The 17,630-nt window shown below is 57.3% G+C and carries 11 protein-coding genes; 1 reads left to right on the top strand and 10 read right to left on the bottom strand.

Annotated features, from left to right (window positions below):
• Positions 1-27 precede the first annotated feature (27 nt).
• The 8 genes from CK489_RS13360 to CK489_RS13320 all read right to left on the bottom strand — a co-directional run bounded on the left by CK489_RS13360 (position 28) and on the right by CK489_RS13320 (position 11,735).
• Positions 28-1,032 (bottom strand): nucleotidyl transferase AbiEii/AbiGii toxin family protein, encoded by a 1,005-nt coding sequence (locus CK489_RS13360; protein WP_095732610.1) that lies wholly within the window; start codon positions 1,030-1,032, stop codon positions 28-30.
• On the bottom strand, positions 1,025-1,624 hold the full coding sequence (locus CK489_RS13355) for a DUF6088 family protein (RefSeq protein WP_095732609.1): 600 nt from the start codon (positions 1,622-1,624) through the stop codon (positions 1,025-1,027). Before CK489_RS13355 ends, CK489_RS13360 begins: the two co-directional genes overlap by 8 nt.
• 866 nt (positions 1,625-2,490) lie before the next feature.
• Positions 2,491-4,158: an ABC transporter ATP-binding protein gene (locus CK489_RS13350; RefSeq protein WP_095732608.1), complete on the bottom strand. Its 1,668-nt coding sequence runs from the start codon at positions 4,156-4,158 to the stop codon at positions 2,491-2,493.
• 1,184 nt (positions 4,159-5,342) lie between these two features.
• Complete coding sequence (locus tag CK489_RS13340) at positions 5,343-5,549, bottom strand: hypothetical protein (protein WP_095732640.1); 207 nt, start codon at positions 5,547-5,549, stop codon at positions 5,343-5,345.
• A gap of 1,489 nt (positions 5,550-7,038) precedes the next feature.
• Complete coding sequence (locus CK489_RS13330; RefSeq protein WP_095732607.1) at positions 7,039-9,267, bottom strand: T3SS effector XopP-like protein; 2,229 nt, start codon at positions 9,265-9,267, stop codon at positions 7,039-7,041.
• Positions 9,268-9,874: 607 nt separating this feature from the next.
• Positions 9,875-10,216, bottom strand: coding sequence for a hypothetical protein (locus tag CK489_RS13325; protein WP_245350355.1), 342 nt, complete (start codon positions 10,214-10,216; stop codon positions 9,875-9,877).
• 2 nt (positions 10,217-10,218) lie between these two features.
• Entirely contained in the window at positions 10,219-10,410 is a 192-nt protein-coding gene (locus tag CK489_RS40745) for a hypothetical protein (protein WP_143278144.1), read from the bottom strand.
• An 86-nt stretch (positions 10,411-10,496) separates the two neighbouring features.
• Positions 10,497-11,735: a cytochrome P450 gene (locus CK489_RS13320; RefSeq protein WP_050399942.1), complete on the bottom strand. Its 1,239-nt coding sequence runs from the start codon at positions 11,733-11,735 to the stop codon at positions 10,497-10,499.
• Positions 11,736-12,666: 931 nt separating this feature from the next.
• Between CK489_RS13320 and CK489_RS13315 the strand changes: the two genes are divergently transcribed.
• A complete protein-coding gene (locus tag CK489_RS13315) occupies positions 12,667-13,521 on the top strand; it encodes a radical SAM/SPASM domain-containing protein (RefSeq protein WP_095732605.1) in 855 nt (284 codons plus the stop codon).
• A 2,130-nt stretch (positions 13,522-15,651) separates the two neighbouring features.
• Here CK489_RS13315 and CK489_RS13300 read toward each other — a convergent pair.
• Together CK489_RS13300 and CK489_RS13295 are read right to left on the bottom strand one after the other, a co-directional pair.
• Positions 15,652-16,422 (bottom strand): hypothetical protein, encoded by a 771-nt coding sequence (locus tag CK489_RS13300; protein WP_095732604.1) that lies wholly within the window; start codon positions 16,420-16,422, stop codon positions 15,652-15,654.
• Entirely contained in the window at positions 16,385-17,251 is an 867-nt protein-coding gene (locus CK489_RS13295; RefSeq protein WP_245350354.1) for a nodulate formation efficiency C protein, read from the bottom strand. The genes CK489_RS13300 and CK489_RS13295 overlap by 38 nt, the downstream gene beginning before the upstream one ends.
• Between the last annotated feature and the right edge of the window lie 379 nt (positions 17,252-17,630).

Genomic DNA, 17,630 nt, shown 5'->3' with positions numbered 1-17,630 from the left:
TCGAAGCGTCCGTTCCAGCAACCGGCCTTACTTACTATTTGCGCGCCGCTGCAGAGCTTCCCAGCGTTTCATGAGCTGCTCAAACGGCTCAGGTTCGCCGAGAAGTAATCCAGCGTCGATCGTCTTTTGATAATCGGCCTCAAGGTCCTTACGCATCTTTTCGTCAGGAACTAACTGAAGCTTGCCGGATACCGCGGCATGATAGTCAATGACGTTGCCGTCGCGATCTTTCTCCCGGAAGAACTTGCTCTTCCAATCGGCGACTTCCTGCCCCAACACTTTGTCATCGAAGGCAGCTTGCGCAAATCCCTTATCATCGAGCTTCACGAGATCGTACCAATGGCGCGACACACGATCGCCCGCGATACCCTGAGCGCAAAGAACGTGGACGGCCGTTGCTTTCTCCCAAACGGTGCGCTTGGGAAGCATGATTTTTGGGGTCGCTACAGGAAACTCGAGTTCGGGCAGGGATTTCGCCGCATCGCAGGTGATCTTTCTCGTCTCGGACGGCTCACCGGTCGAGCGCGCACCGAATTCAAGCTTGATCCAGGGCGGAACATAGTCCGAGCCCTGGATCAGCTTTTCATAGTCGACATAGATGACATCGTTCTCAACACGGAACGTGACGTCGACTCCTGTAGCTGCTGCGTGTTTCTGTAGGGCAGGAAGGGTCTTGTCTTTGACCCAGTCGGTGAGCCGCTCGCGCGCAAGCTTTGTCCACTTGTCGGCCTGGCTTCGCGAAGCGGGTATGGGTGGGTCGCCCGTGGCAAGCTCAGGAATGATCCAGCGGATATCGTAAGTGAGATCGATATCCTCCGAGGAACGTTCGATGACGTCGTAACCTTTGGAGAGGGACGTACCTCCCTTAAAGACAAGATGCTCACCCAATTCAGAGTCAAAGAGTCCTTGCAGGGCCCAAACGGCCCAGATGTCCTTCTCCAAAAGATGGACCGGGCGGCCTGAGGCGGTGGCGGCAACGCCAAGTGCCTCAAGCCTTTCGTCACGAGAGAGCGTCAGGTAAAGTTCAGCCATGATTTAGAAGGGATTGGCTGACGGATTTCGACATCCACGGAGGCATCGCGCGACGCAGCGCGACGAGATCCTGCAAAGTGTCGTGGGGCAGCTTGCGCTTCAATACCTTAAGAGCCTCGCCCGCCTCTCGCTCGCCGAGCCAGGCAAGAGCCCGGATTGCCTGTCCAGCAATCGAGTCTGTCGGCAGAAGCATCCAGTGCGGTGCATGCCGCATCTCAACCGTCTGTGCTCCGAGACGAAACTGACGATCAGGACCGGAGGTCAAATAGACGAGCTTCGTCGGCACTTGCGTAGTGAGACCAAGTTTATTCGCGGCCGCGGCTCCGTGTGGAACGATCGTTTCCGCGTGCGTGGAAGCCAGCACTTCGATGACCTTTTCAGCAGCCGGCGCGCGTATGCCAAAGCGTGTTTTCACTGGCAGAGCGTAGAGCCCATGGGCAAGACGCATCAACTCGTCGCGTTTGGCGAGACGCTTCAAAGCTTGATCGACCGCAGCACGGCTTCCCAAATGCAAAACTTCCTTGGCACCGATCAAAGTGCCTTCTGGAAGTGCTTGAGCGTAACTCAAAATACGCTCGGCGACGGTTTGCATGGCTTCCCTCCGTTGTCAGAAACATAAGACAATTTCTGACAACACGCAAGGTTTGTCTAAACAACAATAAAAATCAATAACTTAGCCGCTGCTTGATATTACTTAGCAGGGGCCTAACGGCAAGTGAGCGTGTAGGGTCTCATTGCTCGAGGCATCGACGGTGGACTCAATCCTCAAAACCTCCGTCGGCAAACGAGATAGAGGCGGCAGAAGCGCGACGTGGAGGGCCAGGAAAAAACGTGATCGGACATCGCGAGCGCGATTCCGACTCTCCCTTGAACACTCTATTATGGGTGCTGGGTATCGAAGAAAACGACACTGAAAGATTGGCCGTTGCACACTTCAGCGGTTAGCAGGGCACAAACTACAGATCGCGACTACCTTAGCACCACGCCCGGCTTGGATACTCAACGGAGCCCTGCTCGTTCGTCAGCCCGGAGGCTTCCGTCCTCAATAGTTCCTCCCTAAGATCTCCGCGCCGACTACGGCCGAATAGCGGGGCTTTTTGTCTCATTGGACAACATAGCTTGCCGAAGTTCTTTGAACGGCTTGTCGACGAGCTCATCAATCGCGACACATATGCGCAGAATTCCGTCTGGTGCAGCCTGAATTCAGGACGAAGGAGCCTGTTCCGACCGCAAGCCCGCCGATCGCCAACTTAAGCCCGCCCCTGCCGCCTGGCGTCGCAGAGTGGCAATCGGCACCCTGGAATACTTCACAAGTACCGGAGCACAGGGCCCCGACTCCTTCATAGATGCCGAGGATGCTCTGTATGACGTGGGTAGCTTCTTGAACAGCGAAAGTATCTCGTCCGGCCATGCACCTTCTGTGCGGCGTCAACGCGCCGGGCCGATCATTCCCCTCGCCTATGTCACTGACAAGCCGCAGTCGGTCAGGTCGACCACGACGTCGCTTGTAGAAACGACGCCCTTGCGGTGAGTGATCGCCAGCACGGTCACATCTTTGGCTAGCGTACGGATATGGTTCATAATGCCCTGCTCGGTTTCTTCGTCGAGCGCGGAGCTCGCCTCGTCAAGAAGAAGGATCGCCGGCTCGCCATAAAGCGCGCGGGCAATAGCAATACGCTGGCGCTCCCCGCCGGAAAGCTTCAAACCACGTTCTCCAACCGCTGTATCAAATCCTTCAGGCAAGGCCTCGATCAAGGGGAGAATAGCGGCTTTTTCCGACGCAGCACGAAGGCGCACTTCGTTGCGGGGCCGCCCTAGCAGGATGTTGTCGGCTAGCGACTCATTGAGCAACATCACGTCCTGCGGCACGACAGCAACTGCGGCATACCAATCCGCGCGTTCGATGCCCGCTATATCGATTCCATCCACCAGAATACGACCGCGGTCCGGTTCAATCGATTTCAAGACGAGCCTAAAGATTGTCGATTTTCCAGATCCCGATTCACCGACAAGGAAGGTGATCCCACCCCGCCCAGCTACAAACGAGACGTTCGTAACGCCACGACCGTTGTCGTAGGCGTAACCAACGCCCTCGAAAGAGAGCTGGCCACCGGAGGGCGCGAAATCTTGAGCGTGAGATGGTCGCCGCTCTTCGGGTGCGGCCCATAGTCTAGCCAGAGGGATGAGGTCGGCTCGCGACCGCGCCGCGTCAGAGATGGCACGCGCAACCATCTCGAATGGCATATTGAGCTGGAGTAAAAGCGTGTTGAATAGCACCATATCCCCGATGGTGACCGCCCCGACCTGGTATTCAGGTATGAGAAGGAGAAACGTGACCGCAAATTGTAGCGCGACCGCTGGGCCGAGCACGGCGATGTAGGCAACGCGTTGCAACACATAGGCCCGCCAATTATCACGCACCTCCCGCGCCGTCATCGTAAAGCGCTGGCTCATCCAGGAATGACTGCCGAAATAGCGCAGGGTGTCCATGGAGCTCATGACGTTGCCAACGAAACGCGCATTGTTCTGTCCGGCTTCTCTGGCTCGTTCCAGGAACACGTACGCCCGACGCGTGGAACTCCACGTCAATGTAATCAGGACAGCCCCATAGACGACGACGATTGCAGCGATCTGCATATTGAGGAGCGCGCCGAGAGTAACGAACGTAAGTAGAAGTTGTGTTGCAGCAGGGATGAAGACCACGATCCCAAGCTGGACCAAAGCTGTCAGGGCGCTGCGCCCGCGCGCGGCCGCATTCTGTATTTCTACGGGATTGTGCTCAAGAAAAAAGGCTGCGGTTTTCCTCAGGATGCGATCAAAGAAGCCCGTTGCAGCGATGAAGCCCAGGTTCTCGGCTGTCATAAAGGACAGATACTGCAGCATGCGCTGCAATACGGAGGCTACCCCAAGTAGAACCGCATAGCCTGCGAAGCCCCACGCAAGCACCGACATGTCTTCCTCGCGCGGGAGGCGGTCAATGAGACACGAAAATACATAGGGCGTTGCGACGCTGGTCGCGCTTGAGATCAGCACTACTGCGACTACGACGAGAAGCAACCACCGGTCGGAACGCCAGTACGCATGCAAAATTTCGGAAACCGGTGATAACGTGCTGCCGTTCGACATATCTAGCGGATAGAGGAATGGGCTTTGCTTAGATTGGAAGAGCCGACATAGCCTTTTCGCACGATGATTCCATGCGAGCGCATGAAGATGCTCGATGAGGACTCGCCAGACTTTCCGTTTACCATTGCTTGGCTTCAAATCACTCGATCCAGCACGGTCATCAACTCACCAAGACTGGTAGGTTGTCGTCCGCCTTCCCACATGAGAAATCATGTTTTGTTGCGGGGCAGGCTAAAAGCCAGCTGCGAATTTTGCGATTCTTGTTTGGCGATTGCGAACTCGACGGAGCGCTATGGGATCCACCTTGAAGCGCGCCGAGGCAACGTTAGGCAGGACGTTTTAACTCAACGATTTTAGCCGCGGTTAGATCTCGTCGCGGCGTTGGTGACAAAGTGGACCTCAGCAGTGCTTCGTTGCCTAATCGTTGTTAAGCACCCTGTCCTTATCCGCGCGATGAGAAAGCTCCGGTGGCGAAACTAGAACAGCTTCAGAGACAGGAACGCAACGGCTTTGATCAAATCGCAATTGGCTTGGCCTTTGAACGGAGCCGGACGCACACACTACTCGGTAAGTTTTGATCTTTACCGGCAGGCGAGCCTTGGAGGCTAAGGGTGAGATAAATGTATTCGGGCGTTCTGAAGTTCGCGGCTATGTAGGAAAGTACGGCCCCCGGGGTGCTCAATCGGGAACGCCGAGTAGCGACGTCCGCCTGCCTCTTTGCCGAGTCGCCGGCGAGTCGAGACCGCTTTCAGCTTCTCAGATGGCTCTGCAGTGCCCGCCAATCGACGACGAGGTTCCTAGATTGAGGTCTGGCTGCGGACCTGCCGCTAATCGACTGACCAGTGCCCGGGTGCCATCAACCACGAAGACGCCGCAGTCATACTCATTTCTCCTGGCTTATGGGCGCGTCTTGCAGGTTGGCCCCGACCCGTTCAGCGATTGTTGCTGCAATTCTGTCGTTATATCCTAGAATTGAGTCATAGTGATAGGCAACCAGCCGGCCTCGTACGCGGCGATCCACCAGCAGAAACGACCAATGGGAGCCACGGCGATCGAGGTCTGTAGACCTAGCATCATTCACCGGCAAGAACAGGAAATCGGCTAAAGCCGGAGGAGGACGCGGCCGCTGTCCAGCGAGTCGCCGGCGCCTCTATCCTCGTTCTATTCTTGATTGTCTTCCGTCGTTAGTGCTGCACGCACGACGGATCGGTCAAACAGAAAAATAAGTCGCAGATACCATCCAACGGATCATCCGCGCATTGAGGATATGATGTATCGGCTACCTGCACCTTCGTGGCGACCGGTTGGGCGGCAACCTCCGCAACAAAGGTCGGCATCGCCGCCGTTCCGAGCGCGAGGGCGCTCGCAGTCACAATCACGAATTTTTTCATTCTAGAATCGCTTCCCCAGGTTGGCCCCAGCCCGTCCATCATGTCTATATGACCGCACCGCAAGTGGTAAAATTGATTTTCTTGATTGGGTCTATCTACGGAATGGATACGTTCAGATATCTCGGCAGGGCCTCGCCTTAAGTCGATCGGAGTCAGCGGAGCCATTTATGCTCAAGCTCTCGCCCAGCCATCGAAGCTATCGATGCAGCTGTCGAAGCAATCGAAGCACCCTCGTTTGTTGATCATGGCACACTGTGCGTTGCAATGGTTGGAACCGTGCGGGTTTCCCGACGACCCCTGCGTCCCCTTGCGATTAGTGAATACGCGATTTCTTCACGGACGACACGACGATTATGGGGATCGCTCTGGTTCCTCTTTGTTATGGCTTCGGTGCAGACACACCGCAAGGCTTGCTCGGCTGTAGTGCCAAGTCCGGTTGGCAGTTCAACGTCTCGATCGAAGCGCCTTAGTGGTGAGCGATACCCCAGCCGAGGAGCGCGAGGTATTATTTCTGGACGGGAATCTGGATGATTATCGGACCGCTAGCGAATCGAATCCGTAAAGAAAGTCAGAGACGAGAGGCTGAGGCTAAAGGGTGCGAGAAAGCGCGACATCTCTTGTCGCGCTGCTCGGAAGCAGCGTTCCGCAGCATCTATAATGCCTGATCTGGGTGGCCGGCGGGGGAGTTGATCGGGTAGCGCACGTCGACCATCAAAGTGTCCGCCGAGATCTGTACCGTCTTCAAATTCGTCGCACTTGTCGTCGGAGGAAAGCGAGGCATTTCGCTCGCCGATAGGCCACTATGCCCCCGTTATAGTCGCCAGAGCTTCCCGCTCGAATCCGCAAAGGCCAGCGGAGCACAACGAGCTTCCCGCCACGCCGACGCGGTCGTGGCCGTCACAGGATCAGTGTTTGCAGAGAAGCAGCTCCGCCCTCACCGGCTGGGACACTCCGAAGAACGAAAAGCCCTAGCACCTTCTGGGGGCCTGGAGGCCGGGATGCTAGGGCTCTCGTCGCCTTATCCAAGTGAAGCAAACGGACAGGCGGGCTCATTGTGCATTGCGAAGTCGATTCGTCAAACCAGAGCGCATGGTTTTCTTTTGGCATGCCAACCATCGAAGCAATCCCTCTGGAGGTTTACTTGTCAGTTGGCGGCGCACATGCCGGCCTTTCGCAACGAGCGCGACGGCATCCGGCCGTATCGTCTTCGGGATCACGCACATGTTTCTCCGGCTGCCGCGCTCAGCGGTTGGCTTTCGGCGCCACCAATGGCCTCATAGTGAGAGCTTACTTGCCCGTGATCGAAAATGATCCGGCTCTCCGGCCAACGAGCCTCTCGTGGATTTGGTGCGTGTTCTCTTCCTCCGAGCTCCACCCGTTGGGGAGGTGGAATCTGAAGAGCCCGGTGCGGCTCAGGCAATCCGCCGAGCCGACCTGGAGGCATGAAACCTGCCATCGAACGGCATACTGCCGCAAGACAAGAAGCTCACTAGATTCCCAGTCGCCCCATCTGCGCTGACACGTGCCCAGCATCGGAAAGGTGGTACAACGCCTGGCCGCCAGCTGCGGTGCTCAACAATGACTTGCAAAACGCAGGTGTGAGCTTGCCGCGGTGGATCACGACGTTATTGTGCCCCTCGGCGGCTCGAGCGTTCTGCCAGTGCCGATTATAGCCGCGCTGTTCATCGGACTTCACGTGGCAAGCGGCGAAGTCACGGTCCCCCAGCATTAGCAATTGCCAGGCATGTACCGGCCGCTTGGTATGGATGTGCAGCCACATCGGGCTTGGCCTCGCACCACTGCTCAGCGCCTTGGGCTGCAGCTTGACCTCGAACAGCTTCCCTGGCTCTCCCTGCAAGGCGCGCGGTGGATCGACTGGCGCCAACTCCCCCGCCCCCCGCAATTGTTCAAGGTACCTTTGCGACGGAAACCCATAGATCTTCATGCAATCGCTCGTTATTGCGGCCTTTCGCAAGTTCAATGAGTTTGCCTGCCCCTGCACCTCGGACCGCATCGCCTTGAGCCGAAATATTTTCTCGTGCACTTCGGGCACTTGCATCGGCGTGAGCAGGCCCCGGCGGCGAGGCTCCTCCAGCGCGACTACACAGGCCTCAATCTCGGCAGCCTGCGTCTGCAAGCGCTTGCTGACGAGATCCAAGACGTGGTCGGCGTCCTCGGGCTTCATCTGGCGCGCTTGCGAGATGGCACTTTGCTGAGCCGGTAGATCAAATTGCACCAGCTCGTCCAGTCGCTCGAGTAATCCCGCCAGCGCTTTCCTGGAGGGCGGAGCCTGCCACATCTGGAGGTGCTCGGTAGCAGAGGTTGACGCGCTCGCGCGTGCCTCCTCCGCGGTCGCGAGTTTTTTGGTACCGAGGTCCGAGAGCACGATAACCTTGCCGGTCGGGGCCGTGGCGGCATCGGGCCTGGCGAGTTGCGGCTCGGGCGGGCGCGCCGTCGAACTCCCCTCGCCTGCGGCCGCTGCGCGCTTTCCTTTGCCCTTTCTGCGCGCTCTGCCGCTTTCGCCCACCATGGCGGTATTTTCCGGCAGCGCAGCCCAGGCCGGCGGTTCAAGTGTGGCTGCCAATTTTGGCTGCACTGCCAGCAACCGCATGACTTCGTTCGCCGTAAGCCACGCACTTTCCACGATCTGGTCCAGCAACTGCAACGGAAGGTCAGCTCCTGATCCGCCTTCCCTCAGCGTGGCAACCATGGAACTCACCCCTGAAGCGAATTCCGAAAGCCGCTCCATGACACCTTCCAGAACGGCGCGATGCTCGGCGTCGAGCGGTGCCCCGTTGCTGTTCAGAACGGCATGGCCGGTCGAGACGAATGCTGGAAAAACATCTTCGATGAAGGTCCCGAGCAGACGCACCCGCCCGTTCTCGTCCATGAGGGCCTCGTGCGCGTCTGGTTCCAACGTGCTCGCTTGCGAGTCAATCAGGAGCTCCGCGAGAGCTATCCGGGTTTGCAGATACATGCACTTCGTATTGAGCGCATGACCGGTATGCAGCCTTAGCGCGGCCTCTTCGGCCTTGCGCATCGCGGGCGTAGCGCTTGGCAAGTCCGCAGTGGCTGCGCAGACAGATTGCATCCGCTCCAAGCGCACCGTCTTCTTTCCCCACCACTCCATGTGGGCCGCATAATGTTCCGCCACGCTTGTAACCGAGCGGCTCAGCTGGTGGGGCGTTGCGATGCCTTTCAACCTCTCGAGGCATCTCAACGCTTCTTTTCTCTTGTTCTCCAGTTGGTCAACAATCTGCCTGGCCACGGTGTTACATTGGGTGGCTGCGTCAAGCACGTCATCGCGGAGACGGCGGGCCCGATCGTCGGGCAGAATGCGACGCGCCAAATTTGGGGGCAGATCGGCGTAGTAGTCCAGAGCTGCTGAGCCTGCCCTGACGACTTGGTCGATCAGCTCTTGCGCCTCGGGCAAGTCCCGGGCACGCATGGCCGCTTGACGACAAGTTTCAAGCTCCTCAAGGAGACTCTCCAATCTTTGCTTTGCTGCTCTGATCTCGTGCCGCGTTGGCGCCACCATATCTGAATCTGGTGGCTGGCTCGCGAGCGGCACGGCCCGCTCCTCCGGCCCGGAGCGCATCCGCTCCACGACGGCGTCGAAGGATTGACTGCGTTCCCCCGGCACGACGCCGAGTTCCCCGGCGCTGTCGGCTGCTGCCGCCCCAACATGCGATTTCCCGGATCGGCCAATGCCCGTCATGCTTTATCTCCGATTAAGTCGACGATGTGCAGCCTGCCTGGATAGACCGCTTGGCTGACGAGTAGCTGACCAAGAGCGTTCTCCAGGGATACGCAAAAAAGCGTATGTCGCCTGTGGTTTCATTTCCCATCGCAGCTCCTGTGTTGCTGAAGTGGGGGATGACCGCGTATGTTGCCGGATAATCAGCTGAAGCACATGACCACGGACTGACCTGTGCTGGTCGTGATCTGCTTTTGCCGAATGCGATAGTACCGGCCGCGAGGCGATCCCTGATCATCCTGCCTCCTGGCCAGTGGTGTGTTCACACGAACTGGACGAAGCCATCCAAGTGCTGGAGAGCACCAGGCAACGCTGTGGTCGGGCAGAAATTGGCCAGCGAAGACTGATCAAGACCTACGGCCGCCCGGCACGCGTCTCACTATCCGGCAAGGAGACTTCGAGAAGAGTTTACGAAGCCAGCGGCCACGCACCGCCCCTGATGAAGCGTAGAAAGCCGATCAGCAACAGCATTAGCCCGGGCCGAAGCGAGCAGAACCGACGATGCGCAGGTCTTTTGCAACTACATCTCGGCGAAGCTGGTACCCATGCAGGCTCAGTCAGATCAGCCTCATAGACATACGGCAGCGAGCGTACCAAGCGCACCGAGCATCAACCCGATCAGCGAACCGGTCGTCGGAACGTCTCTAAAGAGGAGAAGAGTGAGTATCGGCTCCACCACCAGAATAGCTCCCACCGATATTGCGACAATGATCCAGATATTCTTCAGATGCATGTAGCCCAGCGCGTATCCGAAAACGAGAAGGATGCCACCGAAAGATATCAGGAGAAACATCGGCGGGAGCATTGTCACATCCCCGCCCGCCTTTCCAAACCGCCTTGAGGCAATCAACTCGGCGATGATCGAAATCGCTTCTCCAAGGAAAACCGCTGCCACCGCTACAATCTTCAATCTCAAGCTCGTCGGCTGTCCATGGCGGCCCGGATATGGGGAAATCGGAGCGCACCGTTGGCGTTGCTTTTTCGCTTGTCCGGCGCCTGCACGGCGCCGGGCCGGCTCACCTGTCGCTCCTTACGCGGGCTCGTCAACGCCTGCCTGATTACCGACAGGCTCGCGACATGCAGCGATTGTTTGGCGCCGATCACGCCGCTTTCGCTAGCGGCGTCAACGAATGCGGTTCAAGACGAGCCCAACCGCACCGCGTGCCGCCTGCCGCCGACGCGATCAGGGACTAGGCTGCAATCCGCACTGGGAGTGAGGAATAGCCGTGCACGAAATTAGATGCGATTCGCTCGGGTTCGCCGACAACGCTTACGTCTAGCCCGGCACGCAATATTTCGTCCCAGAGGATATTCAACTGCAGTTGTGCAAGATGCCGACCAACGCACCGATGGATACCAAATCCGAACGATAGATGCTGCCGCACATTCTTGCGGTCGATCACAAAGCTGTCGCCATTCTCGATGACTTCTTCATCCCGGTTGCCAGAGATATACCACATAACGACCTTGTCGCCTTTGCTGATCTGCTTGCCACCCAGAATGCAATCTGCCGCCGCGGTGCGGCGCATATGGGCGATCGGTGTCTGGTAACGAATAATCTCCGACACGGCGCTCGACACGAGCGCAGGGTTATCGCGCAGTTTTCGCAGCTCGCCGGGGTACTGATTCATGAATAAGACGCCGCCGGTCATCGAGTTGCGGGTAGTGTCATTGCCTCCGACGATCAGCAGGATTAGATTGCCGAGAAACTCATCCGGCTTCATATGCCGCGTGTCGGGCGAATGTGCCATCAAAGAAATCAGGTCCAGGCGCGGCTCGGCATTAATGCGCTCGTTCCAAAGTCGCGTGAAATACTCAAGACATCCGGACAGGATTGTCCTTCGCTTTTCCCAGCTGTCGATGGCATGGCCGGCTCTCGGAGGCGTAACAGCTACATCTGACCAATAGGTCAGGAGCCGTCGGTCTTCGAAGGGAAAGTCGAAGAGCGTGGCAAGCATCTGCGTCGTCAGCTCGATCGAGACCATATTCACCCAATTGAACGGATCATTGCGCGGCAACCCGTCCAGAATCACCCTGACCCGCGAACGGATCAGACTTTCAAACTTCACCAGGTTATCCGGTGCAACTATCGGACTTACGGTATTGCGCTGCCCGGCGTGTTTTGGAGGACCCATCTTAATGAAGCTCGGGGTCCAGTGCTCGTCAGGCACATCGACGATCGTGACACCCTGTTCTGATGAGAATGCCTTATGGTTTGTATCCACCGCGACAATATCGCGGTACTTCGTGACGGACCAATAGGGGCCATAGCCGCTGTCTTGGCAGTAGTGAACGGGATCTTCCCTTCGCAACCGCTCGAAGTACCCCCATATGCTATCATCCTGAAAGCGCTTGGCTTCGCTAACATCCAGCTTGCTCAGCGGGATACTCGACGCCTCATCGGCTCTACATGCCGATCTCGCTTTCATGATGGTCTCCGCAGATTTTGTTCATTCGAGAGCATACGGGTCCGCATAGTCGCTCTCCACGACCGCCCTGATGTGTTGGTTGCGAGCATGTCCTCGCTCCAACAGAGTATCTCAAACCGCGAGCCGGCCCCTCCTACCATTTCTGGCAGGACAGATCGCATTGACTATCCAAGTCGATCCAATCCAGTGGACCTTAGAACCATCACGGCAACGCTGGCATCGCCCGAGATCGACTATATCGTTGCTCGAAATCAAATAGCTGACTGCCACCATAGCTTTCCAGGTCTTGAAGATCTCAAATGCGAGCCTCTTTGCCTCCTCACGGCCGCATTGAAGCTATTTTTGGGCCGCAGCGCGTGCGGCGACAATCATTAGCGCTGCTCATCTTCCATGACACCACTTAGCCCTGCCCCCCTAGAGTACGCAAATGTTCTGTTCGACCCGACAAACGCCTGCTTGATCCAACATCCTGGCGGGCAGCCCAGCAACTGAACGAGACAGGAGCTCTCGACGACGATCGTCTCCGAGACTACGATGCTCAATCGCCATCCACCCAGTTCATGGCCGCGGAACCATTGGCAAGGACGATGGCTTGCGACAAGTAAAACGGATGGTCCGGACCCTGACACCGTCATAGGCAGAACTCCAAACAGCCCTTTCGCCCGTTCAGCTTCTGATCAGCATCGCCGCTGCTCGGCAAGCTCTGCGCGGACCATTGCGACGAGGAAGCCAGGCTTGGCACCCGGCTCACGCTAAAGATAGACGAGGATATCAGTGACAGCGAACGGTACTATGCGCAGTCAGCACGTAGAAAGCGGTATTCGCCCCCGAGAGATCGGTGCCACGTTCAGCAAGCGCGTTGTCGAACCCGGCGCATTGCCGAGCGCCCCTGCTCTCCTTCCAGCAGTTCCACCTGAAAGGATCAAAGAGAATGACGGCATATCCGACGACGTTGCAGAATCTGCGCGCGGCCGATCCTGGTAGCAAGGTATTGGAGATAACCACGACCACCGGCTGCATCGTCAGATGTTCTTATTGCTCCCAGGACAAGTTTGCAGATCGCCAAAGGCTCGTATCCCAAGCCAAGCATCTGGGTGTTCAGGATTTCAAGCAATGTCTCTCACGCGTACCGAGAGCTACCGGCATTAGTTTTGCCGGATATTCGGAGCCGTGGTTGCATCCGCATTGCAGCACAATGGTTGAGCATGCTTACGCACGCGGCCACGACGTCCGGATCTTCACGACCCTTGTTGGAATGAACGGAACTGACGTTCGGCGCTTGCAAGTGCTCCGGTTCAAGACTTTCGTCGTTCACGTACCCGACGACGGCACCTATATGAACAGCCGCCTCGTCGGAAAAAACTACATCAATGTCATGCGCCGATTGATTGAGGCAAACATTCCCTCAATTCAATTGGTGGTCCTGGGTAAAATCCATCCTGATCTAGCCGACGTAATCCCCGCCAAAAAGCTACAACGCTTGCGGCCGCTGAGTAGCAGGCGAGGACGTATAGATCCGAGAATGATCACCTCCCGGCAGCCGACCGCCGGCACTCTGACATGCAATGGGAAACAGCAGCATCGGAATGTCCTGCTTCCAAACGGCGATGTTACTTTGTGCTGCATGGATTTTGAGCGGCGTCATGTCCTTGGGAATCTTTTGCGCGACGAGTACGAAGATCTGTTCGAAGGACGGATATTTAGCGAAATCGCCGACCGCATGAACGGTACGGATGGCTTTCTGCTGTGCAGGACGTGTGAATTCGCCAAACCGGAGCCGGAATGAAGGAGCCCTGCCCGCGCGCTGTGAGAATGGCCATACCGATGGAAGCGCGCCGCACCAGCTGGACTAGTGCCAGAAGGCGGATCAGAGTCGCGCTTCGGCGAAATGCACGACCGGGGACCAGCCCTTAGGAGAGCTCCAAGAAATGTGTTGCGGGGGCCCTTTCCCCGCACAGAACAATATTGGCAATATCCGTCCCTCCATGGCCTGAGCTGTTTCAGCCACTTATCCGACTCGCCTTACGCTCCACTTGAGGCTGCGCCTCACTTGTGACTCAGGTACAATATGATGTCCAGGGGATGGACGCGGACGGGTGATGAAGGAGTTGATCCGAGACATCCAACGTTTGCTCGCACGCAAGTCCGTCGAGGTCGAGATCACTCGACTTTGCAAAAATAAAAACGTGTGCTGTCTCGATCGAAAAGAGACCAGCGACTTGATGATCCGCATTATCAGCACAGCGCAGTCAGTCACTCGCGGCTCCAAAATTGCAGGGTTGCCGACGACTGGAGCTCCGCGAGATGGATGGTTGGATAGTAACGGTCGCCATCGAGCATGACGACGACGACGACGCATTCAGGCACGTAACCTACGCGGTCGCGACTGCTGACCCTGCAGAAGCTGTGAAGCTGTGGCGCTGTGCGCCTGAAAGATTAGCGGCGGCAAGGCTGCAATGCTAATCTGCCCGATCGAAGAGGAGCAGGTGCAAAGGCTCGGCTTACAGCCCGGGGAACTAATCGCGATCCACGATGACGAGATTGATCCGATCAACTCGCGCTCGCAGCGGCACTAAGCGCGTTTGTTTCTTTGCCCGACTTCAATCATTTGCTTGCACGTGATGACGGGCATGTCCCAAAGCTGACACTGATTGACCGCGAGAAGCCTAGGGGCGCTGTGAAAGCACATCGTCTTCCCTCGAACATCCAATGACCGTCTGGCACGCAAGTTGCTGAGATATCGACGGCTTGGGTGCTTCTACGTTAGTGACCCTTACGAGACAACCAAGCCCTTTCGTAATCCAACTCGCACGGGCGGCGATCCACCCCACCGTCCGTGCGTCTTTTCCCGCGACAAGGCAGCCAAGCTCCAACTCGCGCGGGTGGTTCTTCCCGTAACCCCATGCGTCTTTTACGGTTGCTCGGTCTCAGCCATCCATCACAGGGAATCATGCCGTGGCCCGCGAAGAGGCTCTGACAAAGGCAATAGCGGCGCTTAAAGAATGGTCCGAGGGAAATATCCCGATGAGCGACGTGCTCGACGCGATTGTAGAGCTTCACGAGACTTTTCCGCCACCCGAGCCCCCAAAGCCAACAAAGCAGAAGAGTCATTCATAGCATTCCGCTCTCTATTGCTTGGGGGCGCACACACCAAGAGCGAGATGCAGCCGTGATCGCGCGCTCGTGCGTGCGGTTGTCGAAGAGCTATTCCGGAGAACCTGAACTCGCGACGTCCATCTTCATTTTGAAGGCTGGCCAAAGTACGTGATTTTGAATTCCGGGCTCGAGAACGGCGCAAGCGTTGCTCGACTAGCCGTTCTCTGGGACCTCAATCTCGATACTGGAGCGATTACACTGAACTCGAGCGGGGGCAATCTCGCGGTCGGCACCGATCGCGTCGCGCCGGAGGCTCTCCTCTCGCTCAAAGTGTATAACCCAGCCATCCAAGGTCAGCGGTGGGAATTTCTCAAGAGCTTAGCCTCCCGGATAACAGTCTGTGTATCGATAATAAGACTCGTGGCACGAGTGACGGCAACCCGGTTTGGCTGTTCAAGTTCAACGGCTCGCCCGCGCAGCAATGGAACTTCGTTCCCTTGATGAACCTGCGGGCCTTGGAAGTTGCGGAGAATGCGGCCTGACGCCGTTCGGCCGCATTCAACGCGACAATTAACGGTACGCGACAATGCGGCGGCGAGCATTCCGGTAGTGAATATTCGCCGCCACAGAACCGGACGCAGCGCAGCCGGCGACTCAACCCTAAGGTCGGCCGTTCGCGTGGTCACCAACTGTGTCGGTCTGCGCCCACCAACTCATTGACCTCTTCTCCGCTCGGAGGCGTCTGGATAAAGTTGGCTCCTTGTACTGCCATTGGCGGCGCGTTCAATGCTTTGGTGGCACACCACACCTCTCGATTGGACTAATGTCCCCGAACTCTTTCCGTCCGCGAGGCGCTCCAAACTCTCAAAGCCCGGGGTGTGAGGCTTGCACTGACAAGTTCCCTCCAGGACTTGCGCACGTTGATCCATCGGATTTTACGTGCGGGCAACGTATCAAGCAGCTTCTGCGCAAACGGTGCGAGGCGCGCAGCATCGGAATCGGGGTCATTCTTGGCATCTTCAACAACGCCTAGAGCGACCTTTTCGGACCGAGTCCACCCCGATTCAGTGAACCTGCTCTCCGCGAAATACTCAAAACAGCTCCGGAACGTCAATGCACGGCCAATGATCGTCTGGTTTGCTAGGTTCGTCTCACTCAGCCACTGCCGAAGATAATCACACCACGCTCGGCCGCCAAAGACGAGAAGATCATGACCTTCGAACACCAGAAGCGTCGCCATGCCGGCAGTCTCGGTTCGCACCTCTTCATCCTGTCGGTCGAACCAACCCCGGATTGCCTGCAATGGTGTTGCCGGCTGGCTCGCCATCGATATCTGTGTTGGGCCGGCGCGATGGAACTGGACCACGTTGTCCAACGGGGGTATGCGCGGCCAAGGCCTCCCCTCCGCGTCCCATAAGACCCAGCGCTCGGCGATCTTTCTTGCCTCTTCAGGAGACTGGGTTTGCCAAAGCTCCTTGAGTGCCTCGTTAACGTAGTGGGAGACGTCAGCTTTGAGGCCGCAGGTGCGGGCTATCGCTGCGAGGCGCCTGGCATCAATGAGCCGCGCCGCGAAGTTGTTCTCTGCGTTCATTTGTCGAAGCCTTTTGCGCCTTCTCGCCGTCCGTGTACCCTTCATGTTCATTCGGCTCGATGCAATCGAACCAGGAGCCCGGGGGAAATGCCGCGATACGCGTGGCAAAGAAGGATTTCGCCTCCCAATCCTGTCCCTCTCGTTTCTCGAATGCGATGACCCCGTGGCGGATGCAAAAATCGGGACCAGGGATATTGCAGTTCACCAAGAGCACAACGCACCAAGAATCACCTTTGGTGGTCTGCTCCTCATTGACCTTCGGCGAGTAATCCACGCCAACCGAGTCAACGATCGTACAGGAGCCGAGCCGCAAGAGATCGCCCAACTTGCCTTGTACCGCCGTCACGAAATTGAAATTGGCCTGATCGTGGAGGAAGCGACGGTTGACGTCCTTCTCGCTGTCTTTGATTTCATCAGCGATCAAGGAGAGTGCGAATGCACGCCAGCCTAGTTCTATCGGTTTGGCATAAGGCGAATCAATTTTAATCGTCCCGTCGGGCGCGGTCTTCCAAGTGATTGCGTATTCTTCGTGCGACCTATTGTTCGCGTGCCTGGTCCAGGAAAAGAGCACATATTCCGTTCCGTTGGCGCCTCTGGCGACACCCCACATGCGAGGGACGAAATGCGCCACCTTCGAGACGTTCGCGATAATTTTTTCAGCGCTCTCGCCATCTCGCGCTCGCCAGGTTGATTTAACCTTGTGCGCGAGCGGATCGTCGTGCACGAGCGGATCGTACTTGGCGCGAACAAGGCAGCTCATAATGGCCGGCTCAACCAGGCTGATCAACAATAGACCGAGACAGGACCAAAGCGCGGATCTTCCCACCATTTTCATCACCCCTGGGACTGTATGGCCTTATCAAGACATCTTAAGCCGACCAGCTCATACGATCCGAGCGTTGGAAGTTAGCGGCCGCCTGACCAGACGCCCGTCGGTGTCGGCCGAGCGGACGCCGTCCCGCGCCTCAAGTCACGCGCCGCTAACTCCGCTGGCCAGCCAAAGCTTCAACTTGCGATGGTAGCCATACCCAAGGGAGGGCGCCCTGGGTATGCCTGAAGAGCTGCATTCTTTGTGCCAAACAAAGCCCTGCAATTTGCACCGTAGTTGTGACAGCTTTGTCTGCTTTCCGACTTGTTTGTCATTCTTGTCACCTGGGGCTATCTCACGTGGCTTGATGTCAACGTCGCTCCTAGCAATCCGGCGGCGA

The organism is Bradyrhizobium sp. UFLA03-84 (assembly GCF_002289535.1).
GTDB lineage: Bacteria > Pseudomonadota > Alphaproteobacteria > Rhizobiales > Xanthobacteraceae > Bradyrhizobium > Bradyrhizobium viridifuturi.
Note: the sequence above shows the minus strand (reverse complement) of the source record. Positions and strands in the feature narration are given on the sequence as shown.

Coding starts and splice junctions, on each gene's coding strand:
- CK489_RS13320 (WP_050399942.1), bottom strand. CDS start 11,735: ATGAAAGCGAGATCGGCATGTAGAGCCGATGAGGCGTCGAGTATCCCG.
- CK489_RS13300 (WP_095732604.1), bottom strand. CDS start 16,422: ATGAACGCAGAGAACAACTTCGCGGCGCGGCTCATTGATGCCAGGCGC.
- CK489_RS13360 (WP_095732610.1), bottom strand. CDS start 1,032: ATGGCTGAACTTTACCTGACGCTCTCTCGTGACGAAAGGCTTGAGGCA.
- CK489_RS13355 (WP_095732609.1), bottom strand. CDS start 1,624: ATGCAAACCGTCGCCGAGCGTATTTTGAGTTACGCTCAAGCACTTCCA.
- CK489_RS13340 (WP_095732640.1), bottom strand. CDS start 5,549: ATGAAAAAATTCGTGATTGTGACTGCGAGCGCCCTCGCGCTCGGAACG.
- CK489_RS13295 (WP_245350354.1), bottom strand. CDS start 17,251: ATGGTGGGAAGATCCGCGCTTTGGTCCTGTCTCGGTCTATTGTTGATC.
- CK489_RS13315 (WP_095732605.1), top strand. CDS start 12,667: ATGACGGCATATCCGACGACGTTGCAGAATCTGCGCGCGGCCGATCCT.
- CK489_RS13350 (WP_095732608.1), bottom strand. CDS start 4,158: ATGTCGAACGGCAGCACGTTATCACCGGTTTCCGAAATTTTGCATGCG.
- CK489_RS13330 (WP_095732607.1), bottom strand. CDS start 9,267: ATGACGGGCATTGGCCGATCCGGGAAATCGCATGTTGGGGCGGCAGCA.